The following is a 26,260-nucleotide window of genomic DNA, read 5'->3' as shown; positions in this document are numbered from 1 at the left end:
TGAGTGGCCCAATCGCCCGCCGATGCCTACTGCCACTGGACGGCGACGGCGACGGCGACGTGGACGGGGACGGGGACGTGGACGTGGAGCCTGTGGGTCAGGATCGCGTCCCGGGACTTCTCGGGTAGGGGCGAGCAAGGCTGTTGACGGGGCCGGGCCTGGTTGGATTCCGATACCGATCAGCCGTAGGACGAGCCGGTCGGCGCCTGTGTTTGGCCTGGTAGACGGTCCGGCAGCAGCCGGGACGTCTGGTCGGTGTGCCCGGCCGAGGTGCAGGGGCGGCATTTTGCGGTCAGGTCGAGATCCCGCTTCGAACGTGCGGGTCGTGTGAGAGGACTCTCTAACCATATGTCAGAAATATTCGCCAGACGCCGCTTTGGCGTACCGGCTCGCGTCCCTGCCCAAGGCCTTCTGGGCCGAGGCACGGTGGCCGTCGTCACCGCGTTCGCCCTCGGAGCGACTGCCGTCCCGTTCGCCGAGGGGGCGACGCCTGCATCGTCTGCATCGTCTGCGACGCCTCCCGGTCCAGGCGCCTCCGGCGACACGCACCAGGCCGGGAACTCCGGTAAGCAAGCCGGGAGCCCCGGTAAGCAAGCCGGGAAGTCCGGTAAGAGCGCGAGCGGCACCGTCGACGCCACAGCCAGGGCCGTCCAGAACGCGCTGCGCAAGGCCAAGCGGACCGGCAAGGCCGTTGCCGTCGACGCCCTGACGACGCAGTCAACGGAAACCGTCGCGCTGCCCAACGGCCGGACCCTGTCGACCCGGACCCACACCCAGAACGTCCGTGCCAAGCGCGACGGCCGGTGGCGGTCCCTCGACCCGACACTCGTCGCGGGCCCCGGGAACACCGTCGTCCCCAGGACGACCAGCTCCGCCCTCGAACTCTCCGGGGGCGGCACCGGCCCCCTCGCCACCATCACCACCGCCGACGGCAAGCGGTTCGCCATCTCGGCCCCTTGGGCGCTGCCCGAGCCGAGCCTGGACGGCGCCACCGCCACGTACGCCTCGGTCCTGCCCGGCGTGGACCTCAAGATGACCGCACTCGCCGACGGCGGCTGGCGCGAGATCGTCGTCGTCCGCACGGCGAAGGCCGCCGCCGACCCGCGCCTGAAGCAACTCCGCTTCCCGGTACGCACCACCGGCCTCGACCTCTCCGCCGACGCGAGCGGCAACATCGTCCTCAAGGACAAACGCGGCCAGGCCCGGATGCGGGCGCCGAAGCCCTACCAGTGGGATTCCACGTACAAGGCGCCGCCCGCCGCCAAAGCCTTGAAGAAGACGCACAACGCCGCGCCCTCAAAGGGCCCCACCGCGCCCGCCGCCGTCCGCTCCTCGGCCGAGGGCCCCGGTCACGGCGCGAAGGTCTCCGCGATGAAGGTCGTGGCAACCAAGGACGCCCTCGTCCTCACCCCCGACCAGAAGACCTTGGGGAAGGGCACGGGACCCTGGTTCCTCGACCCCGTCGTGAGCACCGAGGCCAAACGGCAGAAGAACGCCGAGGTGCAGGAGAACTTCCCGAACCAGGTGAACGTCAACAGCCAGAGCGCGCTGTCCGTCGGCTACTGCGGCTACTCGGACTGCGACGGCTACGGCCGCTACCGCGCCTACTTCCAGCTCGGCATCCCGTCCGTGCTGTACTCCGACGGTTCCCGCACCACCGCCCGGATCTCCCGGGCGACGCTCCTCGCCAAGGTGCTCAATTCCAGGGCTCCCGCGACCGACAAGCCGATCGGCCTGTGGGACGTGGGGTCGCTCGCCGACGATGCCAGCTGGGCCAAGCAACCGTGCGGCACCGGCTCGACCATGGCCGGATGCAACAAGGTCGGCAGCGCGTCGATCGTCGGCGACGGCACCATCAGCTACGACGTGACGTCCTGGATCCAGAAGGCGGCCGACGGCAAGTGGTCCAACTGGACCGTCGGTTTCGCCCCCGAGAACGAGTACGAGAAGTACTACCGGCACGACCTCGACGCCGACCCTGTCGTATCCATCGAGTACGACATCGCGCCGACCGTCTGGAACCCACGCACCAGCCCCACCCCCGGCTTCGCCGGCACCGGAAACTACAACGACTGTCAGACCCCCGGCGGGTCGAACCCCTGGTACAACCCGGGCTGGGTAGGCGCCAACCAGTACATCAAGCTGCGCGCCGCCACGTGGTCGCCGATCGGCTACAACGCGCTGACGACGACGTTCCACATGTGGGACGACAACGACTCGGGCTTCAACCAGTACAACAACGTCGGCCCGACGGGCAGCTACGGCGACGTCGAGTACTGGAGCGGCAGCCTCACCGACGGCCACCAGTACGGCTGGGCCGCCGCCGTCAGCGACGGCTGGCTCAACTCGCCCGCCACGCAGTCCTGTTACTTCCGGGTCGACAAGACCCCGCCGGCCGTCACCCTCAGCTCGACCGACTTCCCGCGGAGCGGCACACTCAACGTCGTTCCCAAACTGAAGGTCAACCAGGAAGGCACCTTCAAGGTCGCGGTCACCGACCCGGCGCCCGGCAACGGTCTGCACGCCTCCGGCGCCGCCTGCGTCCGGTGGACCACGGACCCGACCCCGACCACCGGCTGGAAGTGCACGGACGCGGGCGTCGTAGCCGGCACGGGCGGCACGTTCAAGTACACCCCGCGCCGCTGGGGCACCAACACCATCTTCGCCCAGGCCATGGACAACGCGGGCAACTACAGTCAGCCGTTCCCCTACACCTTCTACGCACCCTGGGACCCGTCCGCAGGCACCAGCAACCCCGGCGACCTCACCGGCGACGGACGAGGGGACATCCTGCTCCCCGACAAGGCAGGCAACCTGCGGAGCCTGTCCGCGGACACCGACCCGACGACCGGTGAGGCGGCGCCGATCGGCCTCGCCCCGCAGTGGGCTTCGTGGGCCGATGCCGACATCACCCACCGCGGTGCGCTCCGGTCCATGCCGTCGGACGACGTCTTCGCGCACTCGCTGACCAATCCGGCGCTCAAGGGCAATCTGTACCTGTACGTGAACAACGGCGAGGGCCGGCTGCCGACCTACACGACGCTGAGCAAGCCGACCACCTGGGCGGGCCTGGACGGAGCACGTCTCACGACGGCCCCCGCCGGCTGGGTGTCCGACTGGTCCGAGGCCACGCAGATACTCGCGCTCGGTGCCGCCAAGGCACCCCTTTCCGGGTCCGACGGCGAGTCCGAGACGGACCGGACCTCGCTCCTCGCGGTCGAGCGAGGCAACCTGTGGCTGTACCGGTCCGACGCCATCAACAGCCTCAGGGCCGAGGCCGTACTGGTCTCCGCCACCGGCACGTGGGACGACTACGAACTGATCAACCCCGGTTCCGCCAGCGGTGAGCCGCAGCCCACGCTGTGGACCCGCAGCCGTGCCGACGGCACGATCCGCTCGTACGCGATCAAGACCGGGGCGGACGGACGCCTCAACCTCTCGGCCCTGGCCACCCCGACGGGCGGTACGACCATCCTGACCGGCATCACGACGGACGCGTACCCGAAGATCGGCTCCGTCGGCGACGTCAACAAGGACGGCCTCGCCGACCTTTGGGCCGTGAACAAGAGTGACGGGACGCTGAAGTTCTGGCGCGGCAAGAACGGCGGCACAGGCACCAAGCCGGGTACCGTCACGGGCTTCGAGACCGACGCCGCCACGCTCGGCGACGCCGACGCGCCCGTCGACCGGATGCGCCTGGCCGCCGCTACCGGCGGCAAGACCCCCGACGCGTACGGGAAGTTCGCCGGCGTCGTCAAGGGCGGTGTGACCTTCACCGATGACACCGTCAACGGCGCGCCGGCCAAGGTCGCGACCTTCAACGGCTCCGACGGTGCCATCGAGTCCGAGGGCCGGAAGATCGACACCACGCAGTCCTTCTCCCTCACCGTCTGGGCGAAGCCGAGCGCCGTGGACGGTGTGGTCGTCAGCCAGGACGGAACCCAGAACAGCGGCTTCATGGTCTGGCCCTCCCTCCAGTCCAACGGAAACGTGGTCTGGCGACTCGGCATGGCCAACGCCGACAGCGGCGCCTGGGCCTTCGACACCACCAATGTCGAGAACAGCAGCGCCCGGGTGCAGCTCGGCACCTGGTACAAGCTGAGCGTCAGTTACAACGCGACGACCGGGCAGCTCGCGCTGTACGTGAATGACGCCCTCGCCGCCACGGGCACGCACGCGACGAAGAAGTCCTCCACGGGGACGCTGGTGCTCGGCCGCTACAAGCGGCAGGGAGTGACGCAGAACTACTTCAAGGGCTCCCTCACCGACGTCGTCATCCACGAGGGTTCCCTCGACCCGGCGAGCGTCGCCGGCAACATCGCCACCGACGTGACGCAGAGCGTCTGCCTCGACGTCGCCGGATCCGCCTCCGCGGACGGCGCGAACGTCCAGGCGTACACCTGTGGTACCGGCGTCTCCCAGACGTGGAAGTCCGCACCCGACGGAACCCTCCGCGCCTGGGGCCGCTGCCTGGACGCCCCCGGCACCGGGCCCTGGCCCAACGGCCACCAGCTCCAGCTCTTCACGTGCAACACGGGAGACAACCAGAAGTGGATCGTCCGCGCGGACGGCTCCATCCAGAACAAGGCCTCGGGCCGCTGCCTGGACCTCCCGAACGGCGCCACGGCCAACGGAACCCGAGCCCAGATCTGGGACTGCACCGGCAGCCGCCCCCAGCGCTGGCACACGGTCCCGGTGAGGTGATCCCGATGCGCTGAGGGTTGTGGACGAGGACGATCCGAGAAAGGTGTGCCCCCCGATGTCATCGGGGGGCACACCCATGGGCCTACGTCACATCATGGGCCCCTCACCATGGCCAGACACGCTTGGGATGGACCGCATCGCAGACCGCTCTCGGCTTCACCGCCGAGGGCGTAGCCGCCCTGGCCGCCGGCAGCGTGGCTGCACGGTTGATCAGCGGCCGCGGCGCGGCGTCCAGTTCCTCGCGCCGGAGCCCAGCTACCCGGCGACGGCGAACCGAGGCTGGAAAGGGCTGACTGCCGTCAAGACTCACAGAAGCCCCGCCAGAACTGTTTCTGGCGGGGCTTCACCTATTTCCGAGGCGTCTCAACTGAACGATATCAGCCTAAACTCCACCGGATTCCAGCCGTTGCAAATGCCAGGCCAGCTGCTCATCAACCGTGCAGACTCCCTTCTCCTTTGCCGGATCGAAGAATCGACAACCGATGGGCGATCTGCACTCCGGGGAATCTCCAGTACATACGCCCGACGCCCCATTGTCGCCTGACGCGGCATAGACGACGGAAGGTCGGATTCATCTCCGGAGATAATCTTTCCGGATCCGAAATCCACCTCCACGATGCAGGTGTCGTCCGTAGCAAAGCGCACTTGGATGGGCTGGACCTCGCCCCTGTCAGCCACCGGCATCTCGACTTCAGTCCACATCATGGGCGAAACATCGGATTCGGAATCCATTGTCCAAGCGGGTTCCAGACGCCTTCGATATCGTGCGGATGGATTATTCCAGGCACTGCTATCTCCTTTTCGTGGGGGTGAGGCGAGGTGGGACCAAGGGTAGCGTTTACGTCGATACCGCTACCTCGGATCTTATAGATATGAGCCTCCATGCCAGCATCTTTGGCGAACCTCTGGGCAGCCGCTAGCGACCTTGACGTTGCGACGAAACCACTGTCCGGCCTATATTGAAGGACGTGTTGTATAAGGTCCAGGTTGTCACCCTTGGGTTTGAATCCATTGGCGAATATCTCGTCAGGCCCGCGCGTATCGGCTCGATACAGCGTATTGCAGTTGTGGACGAGGACCGGCGTGGCCCCCGCCAGCACGTAGTACGTGTGCAGCCGGCTGACCGTGAGGTCGTACGTGACCATCGACCGGTGGTAGTTGCGGACCTTCGTGACCGTGATCAGGGTGCCGTCCGCGGAGCGGAGCTTGTGGCCCCGCTTCAGGGCGCTTGCGTCCGTCCAGCGTTTCGACGTGGCGTCCCAGAACGGGTGGTGCCACGTCGTGGTGAGGGTGCTCGGCGTGCCGTTCTTCGCCGTCACCACGAGGTCGGTGAAGTCCTCGTCGTCCGGGGTGGTGATGAGCCGCTCGACCGTCTCGGCGCGGGTGACGTCCGTCTGCGGGTCCGTCGCGAGGACCTGGTCTCCTTCCTTGACCTGCTCGATCGGCTTCGTGGTCCCGTCTGCCAGCTTGACCGGCGTTCCCGCCGGGAAGCTGTGGGGGCTCCCGCTTCCGATGAGGCACGCATCGGCTGACGCACTTGTCTCTTGCGCCGCGCGTTGTTCCGCCTCAAGGGCCGCCGATTCCGCAGCCGCCGCCTCGTCCGCCGCTCGGCGCGTGGACACCACCGCTTCCTCGGCCGCCTGCGCTGTTTTTCGTGCGCTGCGAATGGCGTCGTAGGCCTTCTCGCCCTCCTTCCAGAGCTTGAAGGCCTTGATGCCGACCTTCACGGCCTTGAAGACCTTCCCCCACGGCACGAAGTTCAGGGCCGTGTTGACGCAGCCCATGACGTCGCCCTTGGTGAAGCAGTCACGCGCGTCGTTGAAGCCGATCAGCTCGCCGACGACGTCGACGATCTTGCTCATCAGCTCTTCGCGTTGCTGCTTCGCCCGGGCCAGGGCCTCGTCCGCCGCCTGCTTCTGACGCAGTGCCTCGGCCGCGGCCGCCTGGGCGGCGGCGCTGTTGTCGGCGGCCACCTGGGTGGCAGGAGTGGTTCCGGCGCCCGTCGGCTTGCCGGAACCGGTACCGCCGGGCGGTGTCGGCGGCCGGTAGGACGGATTGCGGCAGGACCCGTCCTCGAACACCGCGCAGGTGCCGGTCGGGTCCGAGCCGTCCACCGGGTTGTTGTTGGCGTACGCGTACCCGTTCCAGGACTGCGGGTCGCCCTCCATGAACAGCGGGTCCACCGACAGGAAGCGGCCGGTGGCCGGGTCGTACTGTCTCGCCCCCAGCGTGGTGAAGCCGGTGCCCTCGATCGTGCCGCCGACGAAGCCGCGTCCGCCCGCCCAGACGCCCGCACCCGGCTGGGTGCCGCGTGCGTTGCCGAAGGGGTCGGTGGGACGGCGGACGCTGGTCAGCGTCGCGGCGTCGAACTGCAGACCGCTGGTGCCGTGCGGATCGGACGCCTGGTAGTACAGCTTGCCCGCGACACCGGTCGTGGTGACCCGCGCGATGGACAGACCACCGGGCGCCGCGTACGTGCGGGTGTCGGTCACCTTGTCGGTCGCGGTGTCCAGGGTGATCTCGTCCGGTCCGACGAACAGGGTCGTCTTCCCGGGCGCGATGCGGAGCAGCTGCGCGCCGTCCGCCCCGTACACGTACTCCGTCGGCCCCGCCGCGGCGGTGTCCGTGATCTTCTCGATCTTGCCTTCGGAGTTCCAGGCGAGCTGCTTGGTGCCGCCGCCGCTCGTGACGGCGGTCGTGTTGCCCGCGGCGTCGTACTGGTACGCCGCCTTGCCCACCTCTTCGCCACCGACCACGGTGGACGAGGTCAGCAGGGCGTGCGGGCCCCCCGTACCGCCGCCCGTGGCCGGGTCGGTCGTCTCGGTGTTGGCGGTCTTCGCGAAGGTCTGGCCGACCGTCTGGTCCTTGGCCGTCGCTCCTGTGACGTCGTGCCGGACCAGCCCGGTGCGGTTGCCGGTCAGGTCATAGCTGTACGACTGCCAGTACGGTGCCGGACCGCCGATCCGCGTGGCGGCCTGGGCGGCCGTCGGCTCCGCCGGGTTGGTGCAGCCGCCGATGCCCAGCACCGTGGACGGCCCGGAGGTCGTCGTGGTGGTGCCCTTGTCGGTCCAGGCCGCGGTGAGACGGCTCAGGTAGTCGTACCGGAAGCACTGTGTGTCGATCGCGGTGTTGTCCTGCACCGTGCGCGCGGACGTGAGAGAGCCCGCCTTGTTGTACGTGTAGGTGGTGTAGTCGACGTGCGAGGTGAGGGAGGTCTGCTTGTCCACCGTCGATTCGACGGCACGGCCGGTGGCGGGGTCGTATATCTGGGTGCTCACCACCTGGAGGCCGGACGGGCCGACGGTGGTGCGCGTGGGGCGGCCGAAGGCGTCGTACTGGACGTCGGTGACCAGGCTGGCCTTGCCGCTGGAGCCGATGAAGTTGCCGTCGTTGTCGTAGGAGTTGGTGACCTTCTCCTCTGTCAGGCCGGCGGCGTCGACAGCGGGCAAGTACGTCCGCTCCGGCAGGCCGAGCACCGGCGTGTACTCCACCGACGTCGTGTACGTACCCGCCAGCTTGCTGTCACCGGGGATCACGACACTCGCGCCCGTCGGCCGGTAGCCGCTGTCATAGCCCGTGACGGTGTTCTTGTACTCCTGGTTCTTGTAGAAGCGGCTGGCCGAGGTGGGCTTGCCTCTCTTCAGGGAGTCGTACGTCCACTCCAGCGTCTTCTTGGTCGCGTCGCTGGTACTCGTCCCGTCGTACGCGGCTGTGCGCCGGCCGAGCAGGTCGTAGGTGTAGCTGGTGGAGCGGTCGCGCGCGTCGCTGGTCGTGGCGACTCGGCCGCCCGCGTCGTACGTGGTGCGGGAAGTGCCCGCGTCCGGGTCGGTGCTGCTGGTCTGCTGCCCGAGCAGGTCGTACGTGGAGCGCCACTCGTTCCCTGAGGAGTCCTTGCGCCGGACGACGCGGCCGGCGGTGTCGTAGGAGTGGACGGTGGAGTCGTACTCGCCGGTCGGCGTGTTCGACTTGTACTGGCGGACCTCGGTGGTCCGGCCCAGGGCATCGCTGACGGTCGCGGTCGCGAAACCACCGGCCGGCGGGGTGATCTCGATCAGGTCGGCGCCCGCGTACCTCGTCGTGGTACGCCACTGCTCCTGGCCGTACGACACGAACTTGCTGGCGGTGACCCGGCCCAGCCCGTCGTACTCGTTCCAGGTCTGCGCGGGTATCTGCGCGTCCTGGGGGACGAACACGTCCGCTGTCGGCCCCGAGTCATTGTTGAAGTACGACGGGGTCGTCTGGACCTGGCGGCCCTGGGTGTCGAAGATCGCGTCGGAGATCAGCCGCCCCACCGTCCCGTAGGACGGCATCGACTGGGTCTGCCGGACGCGGCCGAAACCGTCGTGGATCTGGATGCTGGTGGTGTAGTCGCCGTCCTCGCGCAGGTTCTGCGTGGTGATGGCGGCCGGCTTGTCGCGCGTGTCCTTGAGCGCGTACGAGAACTTCGTGTTCGGCGACTGGGTCGCCTTGTCACGTCCCGGCTTCCACACCGCCACGAGCCGTCCGAGCGCGTCGTAGGACTCGTCCGTGGAGTACCCGTTCTCGTCGACGGCCCTGGTGGGCAGCCCCCGGCCCGGGTCCATCGTCGTGGTCGCCTGCCAGCCCAGCGGGTTGGTGACGGTCACCGAGGTCGGCAGAGCGCCGGTGGCCGGGGTGTACGCCGTCCTGGTCTGCGCGCCGAGGGGGTGCGTCGCGTCCTTGGTCTGCGGGTCGACCGTGGTCAGCTGGCGCCCGTACGCGTCGAAGGTGGCCTGCGCGGTGGTGCGGTAGACGGGAGTCCCGTCCGTCTTGTACGAGGCGAGGACCTCGGTGGAGGTCTGGAGCCCCCGGTCGCCGATCGTGCCGACGGGCTGGCCGTCGTAGAGCGTGCGGGTGTCCGCGATCGTGTTGGCGTCCGTCGGCGTGGCGCCGCACGGACCGGCCAGGGTCAGGACGCGGGAGGGGAGCTCCAGCAGGGCCGGGACCTTGGATGAGGAGGCGTAGAAGGTCTTCGTGCATTGCCGCTGTTCGGGCTTGGTGACGTCTCCGAAGACGTCGACCTCCTTCACGCGGCCCGCGAGGTCCTTGTCCTCCTCGTAGGTCACCTGACGCTTCGTCTCACGCCAGCTGCCGTCGGCGAGCCTGGCCCGCTCCCGTACCTGCGCGGTGCTGACGAACCGCGCGGTGACGGGGGGAAGTCCGGCCACGGACGGCGTGTACGTGGCGTTGGCCGCTGAGCGCCAGGGGGTGCTCAGCTCCCCGCTCACGACGGTGCTCGAGGCTTCCGAGGCGAAGGTCTGCGTCTCGCGGACGAATCCGGCGTACTCCTCCTCGTCGGAGATGCTGCCGCCCCAGGTGTCGGCCACCTGGCCGCCCATGCCGCGCAGGAAGGTGGCGACGGTCTTGCTCCGCGCCCCGTCGGTGCCGTTGCCGGTGGTCGTGGTCACCTTCGCGTACCCGCGGAACTGGTCCCAGGTGCGGGTGGCCTCGTCGGCGAACTCGGACTCGTTGCGGTGCCAGGCCGCCCCGCCGCCGTACGTGTACGCGGTGGTGCGCGCGACGCCCGTGGTGACCATCGACTCCTGGGTCACGGAGCTGACGAGGTACTTGTTGAACCAGTCGAGTTGAGGGGTGCCGGTCGTGTCACCCGGCTTCACCCACTTGACGGGCATGCACGCCATCTTGTTGGTCTCGGGTGACGCCGGCATGGTTCCGCCCGCCGCCCGGGAGCACTCCTCGTCCCGGTAGGCGATGTTCACGCGCCCGCCGGTTTCGAGAATGATCTCCTTCATGCGGGGCCGGTTGAACCGCGGGGCCGTGACGTCGGCTTCCGCGACGCGGTTGGGCTTCTGCTCCTCGGTGAACGAGACGGGCGGCAGCGCCATCGCCGTCTGCCCGTTGGAGCCCGTGCGCTGGATCGAGTCGAGCCAGAGCGTGGAGCTGTCCGTGGCGTCCTTGGGATCGGACCACTTGTGGGTGAGCTTCCATGTGTCGACGGTCCGGTAGGACGTGCCCACCAGCGCCTCGGTCTTCACCGTCGACAGGCGCTTGCTCGTCCAGAACGTGGGGCCGTACACGGTGCAGGGGCCGCTGGCGGCGCATGCCTGGTCCAGTGGCGTGTCCTTCCACCGGTCCTGGTGGGCGAGGGTACGGTCCGTGGTCTCGCAGCCGGTCGTCTCCAGGCAGCGTTCCAGGGCCGTGAAGCTCATCTTCACCGCGGCCTTGCCGTTGCCGCCCGCGGCGATCTGGTCCGACAGGAGCTGGCCGTAGGAGACGGAGAGCGGGTACGAGGAACGGTGGTACAGCGTGTTCGTGCCGACGCCGTTGTTCTGGCCGCCGCCGCGCGCGTACCAGTTGTTCTCACGCGTGTACTTGTAGCTGATCAGGTTGCCGTGCAGGTCGACGATGTAGTCGAGGTTCCACTGCCAGGCCATCTGGCACCAGGAACCGGTGCCGGCGGAGGCGCTGTAGCAGGGGTCGCCGGCCTTCGGGTGGTACACGGGGACGGTGTTCACCGAGTTGGTGGTCCAGTCGGTGCCGTCACCTCCCGGCAGGCGGTTCTGGCCGAAGTAGTACTGGGTTCCGTCGGTCGTGGTGACCTTGAAGCCCTCGCCGTTCCAGGAGTCGTTGTTGAGCCCGGTCAGCGGCGTGACGATGGTGCCGTCGTCGCCCTGGAGGCGGTACTTGCCCGGCTTTTCCAGGATCAGCCGGCCGGAGTGGCCCGCCAGGTTGAGGTCGAGCGACTGCCCGGCCCAGCACAGGTCGCCGGACATGGCGATGCCGCTGGTGAGACACGGCTTGTAGCTGCGCGAGATCGAGCCGGGGCTGTAGCCCCAGCCGTCGCCGATCCAGGAGGACTGCGCGTTGGAGGCGGCGGTCATGCCGTCGACGGACGAGGAGTCGTAGCCGAGCATGACGCTGGGCGCGGCGCCGCCGAGCGAGCTCGGCATGGTGAAGGTGTAGCTGTACGTGAAGTTTCCGGCGTTCGAGCCGGAACTCCATGCCATGGACGGCGACAGCGGGGTGGCGGCGAAGGAACCGCCGGATCCGGAGGTGGTGGGTTCGGCCGTGAGGACCACGGCGTCGGCAGCCGCCGGTGCGTCCGCGCGGGACTGCGTACGGGCTCCGCCGGTCGCGCTGTCGGCCGCGGCAGCACCGAGCGTCACGTCCGCGGTCAGGACACCGGTGCGCGGGTCGACCGTCGACGCGACCGGAACGCGGGTGCGGCACGTGGCCTTGGCCGGAGTGGTCAGTGCACAGGCCGGCATCCAGACCAGGCGTGCGCGGTCACGCCAGGAACCGCGGCCCTGGAGCGTCTTCATATCGAGCTTGACGCGTACGGAACGCCCCGCGTCGGTCGCGGGGGAGGCGCCGGCCACCGTGATCAGGTTGCCGAAGGCGCCCGCCGCCCGGGACTTCTCGACGCTGTGCACGTTTACGCGTACCGAGGCGGGACCCTTCGCCTTTGGAGGGGCCTTGGCTTTCAAGCCTCGGCGTGGAACACCGAGGTCGGCCACGGAGACGGGGAGCTTGCCGGCCTTGACCGCGTGCGGCCGGGCGCCCTGCCCCTTGCGGTGCGGACTGCCCGTGGACGGACCCTGGCCGGTGTCGTCGTCGGAGGCGGGCAGGGTCACGGTGGCGGAGCCGGTCGGCACCGGCGGGGTCGCCTTCCGTGGCCCGCTGACGGTCTTGGGGCCGGTCCTGCGACCGGTCTTGGCAGCGCCGAGCTCACCCGGGTCCGTCTTCCCCTCGACGGACTTGGTCTTCGGGAGCGGGGTGTTGGGCGGCGTCCACACCTTCGGGAACGGGCCGCGGCCCCCGGCCTGTGCCTCGGGGACCGTGACCAGGGATATCAGCACCGCGAGCAGCGCCGGTATCACGACGGACAGGGATCTTCCTCTGCGTCTGAACCACAGAGGCGGACGGGCAAGAGGTGCCCTCATGTCAACTCCTGATCCCTTCGAGGGCCGCCCCCGGCAGGCCGAGGGCGGCCGGTGCGGTCGTGGCGGCCACGCCAGCGAAGCGCGCGGTGATCTTCTTGGGCATGAAGAGGCTGAGCCTTTCAACGTGTGGTCAGGGAAGGGGCCGTCGGGCCAGGTCGGTCCAGGTCAGGCGGTAGATCTCGCCCGGACGACGACTCGGTCGGGGCCGTGACCGACGAGTGGACGGCCTGCGCACGATAGGGCGCACGCGAGGTCCCCCGGTCGTCCCGGGCGTCTCACAACATCCCGAATGCCGCGGTGGCACACAGCGCTATCCCTGGGATGCGCCCGGACCCGAAGGGGGGCCGGAACAAGGGCTCCGGCCCCGCTTGTTGTGGAGAGCTCACCAGTGGTGATGTCAGTGGCCTGTGGTGAGCTGGCTGCGCTCTGGTACCCGCCTGTTGAATGACAGGCGAAGCGAGTTCCTGGAAGGCTTCCCCGAGGGGTTCGGCCTGGTTGCGGAAGACTCACCGGGAGAGGGCAGCTCCAGCTCAGGCGCCGGGGCCTGGTGGTCTTCGAAGACGAGCCGGGTCATGCCAGTAGGCCGCGCCGGGACGGACGCCAGCCGGGGCCGGGCACCGCTGCCCGGAGCCGGCGTGTGTACTCCACGGCCGGGCCGGTCAGCAGGCGGCCGGTGGGCCCCTGTTCGACGATGGGTGTAGCTCTTCCGTAGTGAGGCTGCTGTCCACCGTGAAGTTCATGGTGCATGCCCTCGCCGCAGCCGGCGAACTCCAGCGCGAGCTGACCTACGACGGACTGCGGGCGGTGAGGTCCATGGCGGAGAACGCGCCGTCGTGAATGCGCAGGGCCAGCTGGTCGCGGTGCAGGATTTCGAGGACGTGCTGGTCGCCGCGTACGAGGCGGAACATCTCGGAGATGTGCACGGTGTCGCCGGGCCGCGCGTAGGTGAGCAGCTCGCGGAATTTCGGCCGCTGGAGCGGGTGGAGACAGCTGGAGGTATCCAGGTCCTCCCCGCTTTTGCCGCCGCACCGGACCTCGGGTGTCATCTAACCCTGTCGTCAGCCGTCATCGGATCTCGTTGGATCGGAGCCGCCGTCAGGTCCCGGGATCGCTGGGTTCGTTGGACGACCGCTGCCCCTGTCGTCATTCGATCCTTTTCCAACAGGGGGTTGGGCAGGGCTATGCGTCGGCGCCTCGCGGGCAGGGGGCGCCTGCGTGCATGGTGGCGGAGGCTCCGACGATGACTGAGTCGAGCCGGTTTCGGGCCTGTACGAGGTTCCACCTGCGGCCAGGTCTCCTTCACCCAGCCGGTGATCTGCGCCTCGTCGCGCTCGACGGCGCGTCTGGCCGGCACCTGGCAGGAGAAGCCGTGCCGGATCAGCAGCTTGCGCACTCCTTGCAGGGTGTAGCTCTTGTGGAACCGACGGCCGATCACGGTCTTGACCCGGGAGAGCGTCCATCGCTGATCCGGCCAGCCGTGCGCGACCGGCCCCCTGGCCAACTCCGCCTCCGACTTCACGAACTGGGCCTCGCTCAACCTCGGCGGCGACGCCGACCCGGCCGACCGCAGAGCGCGCGGGCCGCCCTTGTCCCAGGACCTGCGCCACCGCTGCACCGACCGGACGGTGACCCGCAACTCCTTCGCGATCACCAAGCTGGGCTCGCCCCTGGCGAACCCCTCGGCCGCCTTCATCCGGATCCCCTCGCGGAACTGCCGACGCTCGTCCGACAGACCTCCACCCTGCGCGTACCTCATGACAACGGCGTACCGCCACGACCAAGCCCTGTCAGCAGCTACGACAACCCGAGTTCAAGCTCAGTAGCCGGCATTCTCGGCCGCTGCCCCGAGCTCGCCGCGGCTGAACAGCTTGTCCGGTCCTTCACCGAGATCCTCACCACCCGCTCTGGCCAGCATCTCAAGGACTGGGTCATCGCCGCCCAGGCCAAGGATCTCCCCTCACTCCATGCCTTCGCGCACGGCCTGGAGAAGGGCTGGGACGCCGTGCTCCAGGGCCTGACCACGCGCTGGAACTCCGGCCCCGTCGAAGGCCGCGTCAACCACATCAAAATGATCAAGAGGCAAATGTTCGGCCGGGCAAAACTTCCCCTCCTCCGCAAGCGGGTACTCCTCACCGCCGCTCAGGGGCGTTCTGCTCGGCAGGACGCTGCCTTGATAGAACAGCGTCATGAGCTCGAACGAGGACCCGATCAGCCCGATCAGGCAGGCTGAGCAGCACTTCGGAATCCAGTTTCCCCCGGACTACCGGCACTTCCTGGCCACACAGGGCAGCATGAGTCAGTTCGTCCTCCCGGCCGACGACTACCTGATGATCAATGAGGCTGCGGAGCTCGTCGAGGTCAACGAGGCCGGCGAGTTCCAGGAGCGATTCCCTGGAAGCCTCGTCATCGGTGGCGACGGAAGTCGCGAGATGCTCACCTACGACTTCCGACATGACCCGCCGCCTCTGGTCCTGCTCGACGTATCCGCACAAGACTGGTCATCCGCCATCCACCAGGCGTCCTCCCTGACAGCCTTCCTCGAAGAGTTCCCCCAGACAGGGTGGAAGTGGGACGACCCCGCACCTTGATCGTCCTCACGGAATGTGTGCCTGATCCGGGAAGCAGCAACGTGTGATGGTGAGTTCCGGGAACGCTTGACGGGCTCAGCCGCAGAAATGTCGGCGAGTTTTAGGAACGCCGCATGGCCTGATGACGATCCGTGAAATCGGCCAGTGATGCTCTTCGTTCCCCGCTCGGTTGCCGTGGGCAACGATGGCCGGGGCCACACGCCACCGTTTCCCGGGCTCAGCACGGCGCGCAGTCTTTCCCGAGTTCTGGGCGGAGTGCAGACTTTCCCGGGCCTAGCGTGGGCGGATGGCTATGGGGGGTTGGGCGTGCGGTCACTTACTGATCAGGATCCTCGGGTGTTGGGGGGTTACCGGCTGTTGGCGCGGCTCGGGCAGGGCGGCATGGGCCGGGTCTATCTGGCCGAGGACCGGCGGGGCGCGCTAGTAGCCCTGAAGGTGGTGCATCCCGAGCGCGCGCACGACCCTGAGTTTCGGCGGCGCTTCGCCCGGGAGGTCCGGCTTGCCGCGCGGGTCCACGGGCCCGGCGTCGCCTCGGTGACCGGTGCCGACCCGGATGCCGAAACACCGTGGTTGGCCGCGGAGTTCGTTCCGGGGCCCACGCTGAGCGAAGCGATAGCCCAGCACGGCGAACTGCCCGCCGAGGCCTGCCGGGCCCTCGCCGAGCAACTGGCCCAGGCACTGACGGCCGTCCACGCGACGGGCCTGATCCATCGCGATCTGAAACCGTCCAATGTGATCCTCGGCGCCGACGGTGCCCGCCTGATCGACTTCGGCATCGCTCTGGCCGCGGACGAGAGCGCCATCACCCGCACCGGCCAGACCCCTGGCACCCCCGGCTACATCGCGCCCGAGGTGCTGCTGGGCGGCGCGGCGGGGCCCGCCGCCGACGTGTTCGCCCTCGGCGCACTGCTCGCCTTCGCAGCCCAGGGACGCCATGCGTACGGGACCGGGCCCGCCGCGGCTGTGATGGCCAGGCCCGTGGCGGTCGATCCCGATCTTTCCGGCGTCGCCGACGTGACGCTCGCCGCCCTGCTCCGCCGCGCTTTGGCCCGGGAGCCGGCGCACCGGCCCGCCTTGGCCGAGTTCGCCGCCCTGGCCGCCCCCGGCAGAGCAAGCGGCGGGTCCTGGATGCCGCCGACCCTGCTCGACGTCATCGGCCGGCGTACCCATGAGGTCACCACGCGGGCACGCACCCGCCGGGCCGGTGTGCCGGGGCCGCATGCGCCCACCGTGGCGGACGAACCCGCGCCCAGGACCAAGCGCACGTCCGCCGCCCCCGGCACCGCGCCCGCCCCAATCGGCCAGCAGCGGCAGTTCATCCGGCGCGGTGTACTCGGCCTGGGAGCCGCCGCGGCCGCCGCCGGCACTGCGGCCTGGCTGATCAACCAGAACAGCCCGTCAGGGCCCGCTCCCAAGATCCTTTGGCGGCATGCCATGAAAGGGCTTGCCTTCACCCCGCTGGTGACCCGGGACACGGTGTACGCGATCAGCAAGGAAGACGGGCTCGTGGCGCTCGACATCCGTACCGGTTCACAGCGTTGGCACCGCTCCCTGAACGGCGGGGTGTACGGGCCGGTGCTCGGGAACGACACTCTGTACCACGCCGGCGGCAAGCGACTGACGGCGCTGAACTCCCGCTCCGGCGACACCCGTTGGTCCGTCGCGCTGGCCACGGAATCGGGCTCCGGGGTGATCTCAGGACCGGACCTCGTGTATCTGCCGGGTGAGCCAGTGCATGCCCTCGACCCGGCTGATGGCTCCGCACGGTGGTCGTACGCGCTGGACCTGCCCCACCCCGACATAGTCAGCTGCTTGTTGTCCGGGGATGCGCTCTTCGTCTACAGCGGGACGGGAGTGGACCGGGTCGACGCCGCGACAGGGAAACGGGTGTGGCGGACCGAGGTGGAGGCACCCCGGGACCTGGCCATGTCAGACGGCACGTTGTATGTAAGCCATTTCGGAGGTCTGTCCCTCCTGTCCCCGGCCGACGGAACCCTGCGCAAGACCATCGCGCGGAGCGACTTCAACGTCTTCGACATCGCCATCGCGGGCCGCACCCTGTGCATCTACGCCGACGACAGAGTCCAGGGGCTCGATGCGATCACCGGGCGGAAACGCTGGAGCGCGGACTTGGGTAAACATCCCGACCTGTCGGAACTGGGCGGCGGAGCACTGGCGGTCTCCTCGGACACCATGGTCTGCGCGGTCGACGCCAGCACCGGTGCGGTCCGCTGGCGGCTGCACGACACCGGCACCGCCTCCACACCCGTCGTCGCGGACGGCGTGGTCTATGTCGGCACCGAACGCAGCGGCCTGCTCGCCCTCTCAGCAGCGGCGCCTACCTAGGCCTGCGGTCAGCCCTTGAGGTCGCCCTGCCGAGTGGCGCCCATCCGCGGATCGGTGCGCCCGGAGTGGGGAACCAAGTGAGCAGGCCTGGGGAACCCGTGAGCAGTGGGTGGGGAAATTCAAGGTTCTGTCAGCGATCTCGTGATGGGTACGCGTCGAAGGGAGCACACTGGGCTGGCTCGATAGTCTGTGCGGATGACGAGCGATCCTGTAACCGAACTATCGGAAGCCGAGTACCGAAGCGTTTGGGACCGCTTCTACAGGGAGTTCGCATTCAGTCCGAGCGTGAACCCGGCCAAGTGGCCTGCCATCAAGGAGCCAGCTGACTCCGTCACATGGAGTCTGACGTCACTGGACGAGGATCCAAGCTATACGCGTCTAGACCGCTTTGTCGCGGTTGTCGAGCACGGGCTGACTGCGTGCGTCGAGCCGGAGGCCAGGCTGTTCGCGCTCGACTGGCAGCACATCTCTTACTCCTTTGCTCCGCATCGCGTCGGCGGGCATGGACAGGAACCATGGCCGCTGAGCCCCTACCCCGACGGCGATTACTACATCTACCTCTCGGGGGACTTCCGGCTGGGCAGCTTCGGGCACCCCTGGGAGTCGTCGGTGTGTCTGTTCGGCCAGGAGTTGCTGGATACGGTGGCCGCCGAGGTCGAAGACGTCTTGGGACCGCCGCTGCGACGTGCTGGTCGCAGTTTGCCTGTAACGTGACGTCGTTTTTATCCGTAATGCGTCAGAATCCGCGCTCGCAGGAGGGAGAAGGATGCACGCCCATACATGCTCCTCTTTAAAGGCTGTCCCGTAAGTGGGTCCCGTGGTCCGTGAGGTTCAGAGGAAGAGAAGCGGAACGTCCTTCTCGATGCAGAGGCGCAGGACGCCAGCCAGTTGCCGGGCGTCCTCGATGTGCCGCTGGAGGATCTGCCCGCTGCCTTCTCGTGCCCACTGGTCAGCGATCGCCTCCAGCCGGACCAGGATCGACGCGCACTCGGCAGGCGAGAGGTCGTCACCGCCGTCGTCCGGATGATCGAGGAGGGGCTGCAAAGTGGTGGACACCTCGGTCCACGGACGCTCGCCTCCGAAGCCCCACATGTCGGAGAGGGTGAAGCCCTCGGCCTCGGCCAGGTGCCGCCGGAACGCGGCAAAGCCACTGTAGGACCAGGAGATATCCGGACTGTTGTTGTCTCCGTCGCCCGGAAATAGAACTAGCCCCATGTGCCCTCCCTCGCTTGCCGAGCACACAGGATCGAGTACATGAGCCAGCATCGGCAACTGGGATGATCTTGCTGTGGCTGGTGTGATCACGGCATCGGAGCCGTCCTGGATAGGCCCCTTCACCGGGCTGAGCCCGCGCTGCTTCGGCAAGTTGGTGACCGCCGTACGGCGCGAGACCTCGGCCGAACTCCAGCGTGGACGCCCCTGGGGACTCCCGCTCGAGGACCGCATTCTGCTGGTCGCGGCCGACTGGCGGACGAACTTGACGATGCGCCAGATCGCCCCGCTGTTCGGCATCTCGAAGTCGGCAGCGGACCGGATCATCGACCATCTCGGGCCGCTGCTCGCGCTCCAGCCAAGGAAGCGGTTCCGCAAGGACACTGTGCTCATCGTCGACGGAACCCTGGTGCCCACCCGCGACCATACGATCGCCAAGCAATCGAAGAACTACCGCTATTCCACGGCCCATCAGGTGGTCATCGACGCCGACACCCGCCTGGTCGTCGTGGTCGGCCGGCCCCTGCCGGGCAACCGGCACGACTCCCGCGGCTGGGAGGAATCCGGCGCCAAGGAAGCCGTCGGCAAGACGATGACCATCGCCGACGGCGGCTATCAGGGCACCGGGCTGGTCATCCCGCACCGCCGCCGCAAAGGCGAAGAACTCCCAGGTTGGAAGGAGGAGCACAATCGCTCACACAAACAGGTCAGGGCCCGCGTCGAGCACACCTTCGCCCGAATGAAGAGCTGGAAGATCCTGCGCGATTGCCGCCTCAAAGGCGACGGCGTCCACCACGCCATCCTCGGCATCGCGCGCCTGCACAACCTTGCCCTCGCCGGATAGGTCAACGGGCGGCACCACCACCGGCCTTGCCCTCACCAGGTCCAAGATCAGTTACGGGACAAGCCTTAGTGGCGGCTCACACAGTGACCTGATTTGCCGGTGGGTGATGAGGCAGCAGGCCAGTTTGAGGAAGGCTTCGTGAATGTCGGCTCGACGTTCCCAGCGAACGCGGAGTCGTCGGAAGCCGTGGAGCCAGGCGAAGGTCCGCTCTACCACCCAGCGGTAAACGCCAAGTCCGGTGCCGTGGCGGGTGTTTCGGCGTGCGATTACGGGGACGATGCCGCGGGCTCGGACTTGGTCGCGGTAGATGTCGTGGTCGTAGCCGCGGTCTGCGAAGAGAGAGTCCGGCTTGCGTCGAGGATGCCCGACCCGGCCGCGGACGGGCGGGATGGCGTCCAGCAGCGGCATGAGCTGGGTGACGTCGTTGCGGTTGCCGCCGGTGAGGAGGACCGCCAGCGGGGTCCCGTGGCCATCCGTGATCACGTGGTGCTTGGAGCCTGCCCGGCCCCGGTCGACCGGCGACGGGCCCGTGTGGAGCCCCCTTTTAGCGCCCTGACGTGCGAGGAGTCGACCACGCAGCGGGACCAGTCGAGCCGGGCGGCCGCGTTGAGCTCGGCCAACAACGTCTCGTGGAGCCGCTGCCAGACGCCGGCCTGGTTTCAGTCCCGCAGTCGGCGCCAGCACGTCATCCCGGAGCCGAAGCCGAGCTCCTTGGGGAGGTGTTCCCACTGGATGTCGGTGTGCAGGACGTACAGAATCCCGCACAGGACCTGGCGGTCCGGGACCGGACGTCGGCCGGGGTAGCGGAACCGCCGTTCCTTCTTGGGCAGCAGCGGTTCGATCCGCTCCCACAGGTCATCCGGCACGATCCACGGTGAAGTCGCCACGGTCCGGACAACGCCCAACTCGCCTACGAGGCACGGCCACCGGGGCTGATGGCTGTGTCACTTTCCGGGGATGTCGTTTCGAGGTGATTCCGGGAGTCAGTGACGCCGGATCTTCATGATCAGTGTCAGTGATTCTTGGGTTCTGGCACAGATCTTGGGGAGTCGTCGCGGAGCGCTACCCCGTTGTTCGATTGCGAGGAGACGGGTTCGCACGAGACCGCGTACGCCTTGTCGCCCAGCGGTCAGAATTGACGCTCCCTCAGGTCCCTGCCGCCCGCAGCTGCGGGCGGTTGTGGCCGGTGATGGTGCTGGTCATGGAGAGCGATGCTGCGTTCTGGGACTCGCTGGTGTTCGAGGGAGTCGACGATGTGGATGTCGAGGCGGTTACGGCCGCGTTCGGCACGATCGAGGTGGTGGCGAGAGGCCGCGCTACCGGTTCTGTGTGTCCAGATTGCGGCCGCTTCGCGGACCGGGTCCACGACCGTTACCAGCGCAGACTGAAAGACCTTCCGCTCGCTGAGCAGGGCTTAATGATCCGGCTGACGGTCCGGCGCTTCATCTGTGGGTCGGTGGACTGCCCTCGTCGGACGTTCGCCGAGCCGTTCTCCCGGCTGGCTGCCCCGCACGCACGGTTCACCATGCGGCTCAACCACGCCTTGGCGCGAGTGGGGCTCGCGCTGGCCGGGCGCGCCGGAGCTCGGCTGGCTGCCCAGCTGGGCTTCGGCGCGGGACGGATGACCTTGTTACGCAGGGTCATGGCACTGCCTGATCCGCAGTTCAGCACACCGCGCGTGCTGGGCGTGGACGACTTCGCGATCCGCCGCGGCCAGACCTACGCCACCGTCTTGACCAGCGTCGAAGACCATCGCGTGGTCGATGTGCTCCCGACCCGTGAAGCCGAGCCACTGGCCGCCTGGCTAATCCGCCACCCCGGCGTGGAGATCATCTGCCGGGACCGGGCGGGCGCCTACGCCGAGGGCGCCCGACGCGGTGCCCCCGACGCTCAGCAAGTCGCCGACCGCTTTCACCTGTGGCAGGGCCTTGGCCGCGCTGTGGAAGCCTGTGTCGCCGCCCACCGCGACTGCCTGCGCGCCTCGCCCCCTTACAGCCTGTTGACTCCGAACACCCCACCGGCTGCCGAGCCGCCGCGGAACGACGCAGACCCCGTTGGCCGACGGGCGGAGCGCAAGAAGGCAGCCCACGCCCTGGTCCACGAGATGCTCGCCCAGGGCCACTCGCGCCGGGCTATCGCCCGGCACCTGGGCTGGGGCCTCAACACTGTCCTTCGGTACGCGAGCGCCGCACGCTGGCAGGACACTCTCCGCGGAAACCGGCCTCGGCCCAGCAGGCTCGACCCCTACAAGCCCTACCTCGAACAGAGACTCTCAGAGGATGTACCAGCGTCACCCAACTCCACCGCGAGCTGGTCACCGAGCAGGCTCCCGTCACCTACGGCATGGTCCGCGCCCACATCGCCACCTTGCGTGCGACCATACCCACTGCACCACCGCGGGCGCCGACGGTGCGGCAGGTGACCGGCTGGCTCACCCGACATCCCATGACTCTCACCGAGGAGGACCGGGCCGGACTGAAGGACGTCCTGGCCCGCTGTCCCGAACTGGATGCAGCTGCCGGGCACGTCCGCGATTTCGGCGAGATCCTCACCGAACGCCTCGGCCTCACGCTTCCTGCCTGGATCGACGCCGTGGGCGCCAGCCAGCTGCCCGGGCTCACCGGATTCGCCCTCCACATGCTCCGAGACCTCGACGCCGTGACCGCCGGCCTCACGCTCGACTGGAGCTCGGGCAGTATTGAAGGCGCCGTGAACCGCATCAAGAAGATCAAGCGGCAGCTCTACGGCCGAGCCGGATTCGAACTCTTGCGAAAGGTGATCTTGCTTCAGTAGCGCACCGCCGGTGCAGGATCCGCCAATCGCCGCGTCTCAGATCAGAGTTCGGCCGTCCAGACTCCTACAGGATGGTCGCCCGGAGGCAGCCACAGCTGAGGCTGTGACTGCCGATGCCGCTCGTCAGCCTGCTCGTCCCAGTGGAAACGGCCTTCGACATCGGGCCACGCGACTTGCAGCACGGGGAGAGGCGGCCGCCGGTAGAACCCGAGGGCCTGCCCGAAGAAGGTCCGGTACCAGCCTCGATCAACCTGCCTGAGCCCGACTCGATAACCGGCGACAACGCCAGAATGGCTCTGGCCGTCCGCCAGAGCTTCGTCCGCGGCGGTCTTCTCTCCAAGAGTGTTGAGCATGCGGTGCATGGCATGGACGTCGAGCCCGAACATGGCGAGCTCAGCTCTGCCGTACGTGTGCGCGAGGCCGATCGTGTAAGCGAACCCAGGACCGATCTCGTCTTCAGGAACCATCGCAACGTGCCAACCGTGCTGCTGAACATGCTCGATGACCGTCAGTTCCATACGGCCCGCCTCATCCCGGTCACCGTAGTCATGGCAGAGAACACAGCGGCACTGGAACGGATCATCAGTCATGTGCGGAGGGTACGAGGTGAGCCCTCACTGACGGCCACCAGGGTTGCGGCCCCTCTCAATCGAACAGCGCCATCACGGTCCGCGACGACTCCCCAAGATCTGTGCCAGAACCGATTCTTGATGTCACTTCGCCGCTGCGGCTGTCCGTCAGAGCTGCCGCAGCGCGAGGGGTGACACACCTCAGGCGTGTAACTCGTCTGCGTGTCGGTAGCATTGTGGTTATGCCCGATGTCTGGATCGGCTTCAACTCTGATGATCGCCGAAGGTATTGGTGGCGGAACGGCGTCGTGACGCTTGCACTGGCCGCTGTGATGGTGGCGATGAGCTTGACCGTGCGTGGGCCGGTTGAATGGTGGCTGTTCGGAGCCTTAGGGGTCTTCTCGGTGGCAGTGCTTTTGAGCGAGATGAGCTCGATCTATGGCCGGGTGCTCCTCACCGCGGCGGGGTTGGAGTTCCGCACCCTTTTCAGCAGGCGATCGATCCCGTGGAGCGAGGTAGCTGGGATCGAGAGGCGGCAACGGGTGTTGCGGAGCGGAATCTGGTCGGACCTGCGGATCGTCAGAGGTGGCAGGCGTTCGCTCACGATTCCGGGGACCTCCACGAATCGGATGCGGGATGCGGAGCTTGAGCGGAAGCAGGCTGTCATCCAAGAACGCTGGTCTCTCGCAATGAGTGATTGAAGGAGCGAAGGTCGGTTCAGCCAGTGGCTGCCTGTTCGGCCAGAGCCCTGGTGTGGGCGAGCCGGTAGGATTCGCGTCCCCATGAGGCCCCCAGCGGCAGAAGCACACCCCACCGTCCCACCGCAAGCCCCGCAGTGACTTCAAAACAAACCGACATCGCAAACTCGGTCAGAAGGTGGCTCCCGGAATCACCTCGAAACGACTCCCGCACTGAGATACATAACCAGGCTGATGTAGCTCATTGTGTTAGCCGTTCTTAGCCTTATGGTGCGTTTGAACATGCCCGTTGGAGGGCACCGAAGGCCGTACTGGCGTAGTCGGCAGCGAACAGACGCAGGATGGTGTCCCGGTTCGGCGTCGTGATGACGTAGTGCCGCGCCAGGTAGGAGAGATCTCCCCAGCTTTCTCGGGCATGGGCGCGTATGAGGACCTGGCCGCACCTCGTGCAGGTGATCCAGGGGACAAGGACGAGACCGTCCAGGTCCTCGGCCATATCTATTGCCTCGGGGACGGTGCTTCCGTCGCCTTCGATCAATTTCATGGGGCCCGGTGTGGCTTCAACACGGCACTGAAGGATCTGGGGTGTGAGGGCCTCCCGCTCGCCCCAGGTCTCTGCGAGTACGGAGATCTGGGCCCTGACCGTCTCACTGATCAGCACCTTGTGGCCGAGGATGCCGGAGACGAGCAGGCCAAGTCCTGCCTCCTGCTCTCCGATGTCCCAGCAGTCTTTGACTTCCTGGGCTTCGGACTTAGGCAGCAAGGCAGCGAGCCGGTTCCAGATGACGGCGTCGTCGGTCACCTGGCAGACGCTACCGGCCAGCGCTGCTGAGGAAGCCTCGGCCTACGCAGCAGACCTGGCCGATTCGATGAGGCTGGTCTGCTTGGACGTGCAGCAGAACCGGCTCAGGCCCTGAGAACCGTGGCGAATCGGCGGTAGCTGATGAGGGCTGCGGCGACGCCGATGAAGGCCAGGACGTGTTCGGCCTTGCGCTCGTAGCGGCGGTGCAGGCGTCGGCAGCCGGCGAGCCAGGACACCGTCCTCTCGACGACCCAGCGGTGGCGGCCCAGCCGCTTGGAGGACTCGATGCCTTTGCGGGCGATGCGGTGGCGGATGCCTCGCTTGCGGAGCCATCGGCGCAGGTGGTGACCGAACACCAAGCCACGGACCAATCACCGTCGGCCAGGTGGCCGCCGGTCTTCCCTGTGGACGCCGCGGTGTGGCATTGCCCGCGAGCAAACCCCTTGGCCGGCGCCATAACGTGACCTGCCCCGTACTGGCCGGTGCGAGGTGCAACTCCTCCGGCCCGCGCTCCCACCGTCGTCAGCCACGCTCTTCGACATTGTGCGGCAAGGAGTGTGTGCTCTCAGGTGAGTGCTGCGGTGTTGAGTTCTCTCGTGCGCTGGAGATGTCTGAGGGTGAGGGTGCGGCGCCAGCGGCCGTTGGTGTAGTAGATGGAGGCGCCCGTTCGCGGGTCGTGGAAGTCGATGGTGCAGGAGCCGTGTTCGTGATCGCACGGGCAGGTGCACGATTTGTGGCTCACGGTCCAGCCCATTGCGGTGGGGCCGTGGCCGAGGAGGCGTACGAGGTCGGGGCAGGACGGCCCGTCGGTGGCTTCGAGGCGCCAGGCGTCGCCTGAGCTCCAGGCGTCAGTGGAGTTGAGTGGCTGCGTGCCGGCGGTCGCGCGCAGGCGCCGAAGGAGCGGGGAGAAGAGTCTGGCCGGCGGGTAGGGGTGGGGGCCGGGGGCCTCGTAGGCGGCGCGTTCGTGCGGTGTCCAGCCGGGATGCCGCACAAGGGTGGGGTAGTCGGCCTCCATGCGCCGGGTCACATGGCGCCACCAGCGCACGTTGGAGCCGGTCAGGACGATCCGCGTGGGCATGTCCGGCCGGTACAACTGCACGGTCTTGCCGACAACGCGCCATCGCAGCCCCGGGATCCCGCTCACCCGGTCGCGCGGATGCCCGGCCTCGTCATTGATGCGCGGCAGGAGCAGGTCGGCCCAGTACCAGACGACATACGGTTCGTGGAGCAGCTGGATGGTCAACTGGTCCGGTCGCGGGCGCAGTCGGACGATCCCCATCGGATGCACGGAAAAGCCGCCCATGCTTCCCAGCGTCAGGAACAAGTCGGCTTCCAGCTCGGCCTGCTCCAGGCGGCGGGCATCGGGGATGGACAGCGCGCTGCCGTCCTCGGGCAGCAGCGGGAGAAGCGACTGATGGGACTCACCGGTGCTGCGGCGACGGTCTGCAGTGAGATGGAGCAGGGTGTGCTGCGGTGTCGTCATCTCGTTCAACTCCCACGCCGACTCCTGCCCCCTGGAGTCGGCCGCGGTCGTGAGGACGCGACGCTTGCGGTTGGTGAGATGAGCTTCTGGCCGTTGCACGACGAGGATGCGAATGGGGGCTGACCTCGCGCGGCCGGGCGCTCACGGCCCACAGACATCTAAGGCCCACTGCCACGCGCGACCCAGGACAACGCGCCGCGGTTCATCACAACGAGGGGCGGCAGAAGCTCCTCACCTGAGCCTCAGTGAGTGTTTCTGAACCTCCGCGTCACGTGCGGCCAGCAAGCGTTGTCACCTGT

Annotated in this window: 15 protein-coding genes and 3 pseudogenes; 9 read left to right on the top strand and 9 right to left on the bottom strand. The window is 67.8% G+C overall.

What is annotated here, in order from left to right:
* Positions 1 to 426: 426 nt before the first annotated feature.
* Positions 427 to 4,704 carry a ricin-type beta-trefoil lectin domain protein gene (locus tag J3486_RS44945; protein ID WP_207820825.1) on the top strand — a complete coding sequence of 1,426 codons (4,278 nt, stop codon included), beginning with the start codon at positions 427 to 429 and terminating at the stop codon, positions 4,702 to 4,704.
* Positions 4,705 to 5,405: 701 nt separating this feature from the next.
* Here the strand turns inward: J3486_RS44945 and J3486_RS15060 are convergent.
* The 3 genes and pseudogenes from J3486_RS15060 to J3486_RS15050 all read right to left on the bottom strand — a co-directional run.
* The gene (locus J3486_RS15060) at positions 5,406 to 12,626 is read right to left on the bottom strand and encodes a polymorphic toxin-type HINT domain-containing protein (protein WP_207820824.1); all 7,221 of its coding nucleotides are present in this window, start codon (positions 12,624 to 12,626) and stop codon (positions 5,406 to 5,408) included.
* Between the two features lie 785 nt (positions 12,627 to 13,411).
* Positions 13,412 to 13,672, bottom strand: a complete 261-nt coding sequence (locus J3486_RS15055; RefSeq protein ID WP_229378071.1) for a recombinase family protein — start codon at positions 13,670 to 13,672, stop codon at positions 13,412 to 13,414.
* A gap of 230 nt (positions 13,673 to 13,902) precedes the next feature.
* Positions 13,903 to 14,382 (bottom strand): annotated as a pseudogene (locus tag J3486_RS15050) (winged helix-turn-helix domain-containing protein); the annotation flags it as partial.
* Here J3486_RS15050 and J3486_RS15045 point away from each other — a divergent pair.
* The 4 genes from J3486_RS15045 to J3486_RS15030 all read left to right on the top strand — a co-directional run bounded on the left by J3486_RS15045 (position 14,338) and on the right by J3486_RS15030 (position 18,274).
* Positions 14,338 to 14,856: a transposase gene (locus tag J3486_RS15045; protein WP_207821234.1), complete on the top strand. Its 519-nt coding sequence runs from the start codon at positions 14,338 to 14,340 to the stop codon at positions 14,854 to 14,856. The pseudogene J3486_RS15050 and the gene J3486_RS15045 sit on opposite strands and share 45 nt — an antisense overlap.
* The gene (locus J3486_RS15040) at positions 14,813 to 15,214 is read left to right on the top strand and encodes an SMI1/KNR4 family protein (protein WP_207818784.1); all 402 of its coding nucleotides are present in this window, start codon (positions 14,813 to 14,815) and stop codon (positions 15,212 to 15,214) included. The genes J3486_RS15045 and J3486_RS15040 overlap by 44 nt, the downstream gene beginning before the upstream one ends.
* A 336-nt stretch (positions 15,215 to 15,550) precedes the next feature.
* Positions 15,551 to 17,560, top strand: coding sequence for a serine/threonine-protein kinase (locus tag J3486_RS15035; RefSeq protein WP_207820823.1), 2,010 nt, complete (start codon positions 15,551 to 15,553; stop codon positions 17,558 to 17,560).
* Positions 17,561 to 17,755: 195 nt separating this feature from the next.
* On the top strand, positions 17,756 to 18,274 hold the full coding sequence (locus tag J3486_RS15030) for a DUF2716 domain-containing protein (protein WP_207820822.1): 519 nt from the start codon (positions 17,756 to 17,758) through the stop codon (positions 18,272 to 18,274).
* Between the two features lie 117 nt (positions 18,275 to 18,391).
* Here J3486_RS15030 and J3486_RS15025 read toward each other — a convergent pair whose 3' ends face one another.
* The gene (locus J3486_RS15025) at positions 18,392 to 18,775 is read right to left on the bottom strand and encodes a hypothetical protein (protein ID WP_207820821.1); all 384 of its coding nucleotides are present in this window, start codon (positions 18,773 to 18,775) and stop codon (positions 18,392 to 18,394) included.
* 73 nt (positions 18,776 to 18,848) lie between these two features.
* Between J3486_RS15025 and J3486_RS15020 the strand changes: the two genes are divergently transcribed.
* On the top strand, positions 18,849 to 19,616 hold the full coding sequence (locus J3486_RS15020; protein ID WP_207820820.1) for a transposase: 768 nt from the start codon (positions 18,849 to 18,851) through the stop codon (positions 19,614 to 19,616).
* A gap of 51 nt (positions 19,617 to 19,667) precedes the next feature.
* Here the strand turns inward: J3486_RS15020 and J3486_RS15015 are convergent.
* Positions 19,668 to 20,503, bottom strand: a pseudogene (locus tag J3486_RS15015) (IS5 family transposase).
* 314 nt (positions 20,504 to 20,817) lie between these two features.
* Between J3486_RS15015 and J3486_RS15010 the strand changes: the two are divergent.
* Together J3486_RS15010 and J3486_RS44070 are read left to right on the top strand one after the other, a co-directional pair.
* The gene (locus tag J3486_RS15010) at positions 20,818 to 22,038 is read left to right on the top strand and encodes an ISL3 family transposase (protein ID WP_229378070.1); all 1,221 of its coding nucleotides are present in this window, start codon (positions 20,818 to 20,820) and stop codon (positions 22,036 to 22,038) included.
* Between the two features lie 23 nt (positions 22,039 to 22,061).
* Positions 22,062 to 22,409: a transposase gene (locus J3486_RS44070; protein ID WP_229378069.1), complete on the top strand. Its 348-nt coding sequence runs from the start codon at positions 22,062 to 22,064 to the stop codon at positions 22,407 to 22,409.
* 41 nt (positions 22,410 to 22,450) lie between these two features.
* Here J3486_RS44070 and J3486_RS15005 read toward each other — a convergent pair whose 3' ends face one another.
* Positions 22,451 to 22,999 carry a DUF4262 domain-containing protein gene (locus J3486_RS15005; protein WP_229378068.1) on the bottom strand — a complete coding sequence of 183 codons (549 nt, stop codon included), beginning with the start codon at positions 22,997 to 22,999 and terminating at the stop codon, positions 22,451 to 22,453.
* Between the two features lie 221 nt (positions 23,000 to 23,220).
* On the opposite strand from J3486_RS15005, the gene J3486_RS15000 reads away from it, so the two are divergent.
* Positions 23,221 to 23,679: a PH domain-containing protein gene (locus J3486_RS15000; protein ID WP_207820819.1), complete on the top strand. Its 459-nt coding sequence runs from the start codon at positions 23,221 to 23,223 to the stop codon at positions 23,677 to 23,679.
* 262 nt (positions 23,680 to 23,941) lie between these two features.
* On the opposite strand, the gene J3486_RS14995 is transcribed toward J3486_RS15000, so the two are convergent.
* The 3 genes and pseudogenes from J3486_RS14995 to J3486_RS14985 form a co-directional block, all read right to left on the bottom strand.
* Positions 23,942 to 24,478, bottom strand: a complete 537-nt coding sequence (locus J3486_RS14995; RefSeq protein WP_207820818.1) for a hypothetical protein — start codon at positions 24,476 to 24,478, stop codon at positions 23,942 to 23,944.
* A 104-nt stretch (positions 24,479 to 24,582) separates the two neighbouring features.
* Positions 24,583 to 24,816, bottom strand: a pseudogene (locus J3486_RS14990) (transposase); the annotation flags it as partial.
* Positions 24,817 to 25,043: 227 nt separating this feature from the next.
* Positions 25,044 to 26,060 carry a hypothetical protein gene (locus J3486_RS14985; protein WP_207820817.1) on the bottom strand — a complete coding sequence of 339 codons (1,017 nt, stop codon included), beginning with the start codon at positions 26,058 to 26,060 and terminating at the stop codon, positions 25,044 to 25,046.
* Between the last annotated feature and the right edge of the window lie 200 nt (positions 26,061 to 26,260).

It is taken from the genome of Streptomyces sp. VRA16 Mangrove soil (genome assembly GCF_017377775.1).
Taxonomy (GTDB): Bacteria; Actinomycetota; Actinomycetes; order Streptomycetales; family Streptomycetaceae; genus Streptomyces.
This window is presented reverse-complemented; position numbering and strand designations above follow the sequence as displayed.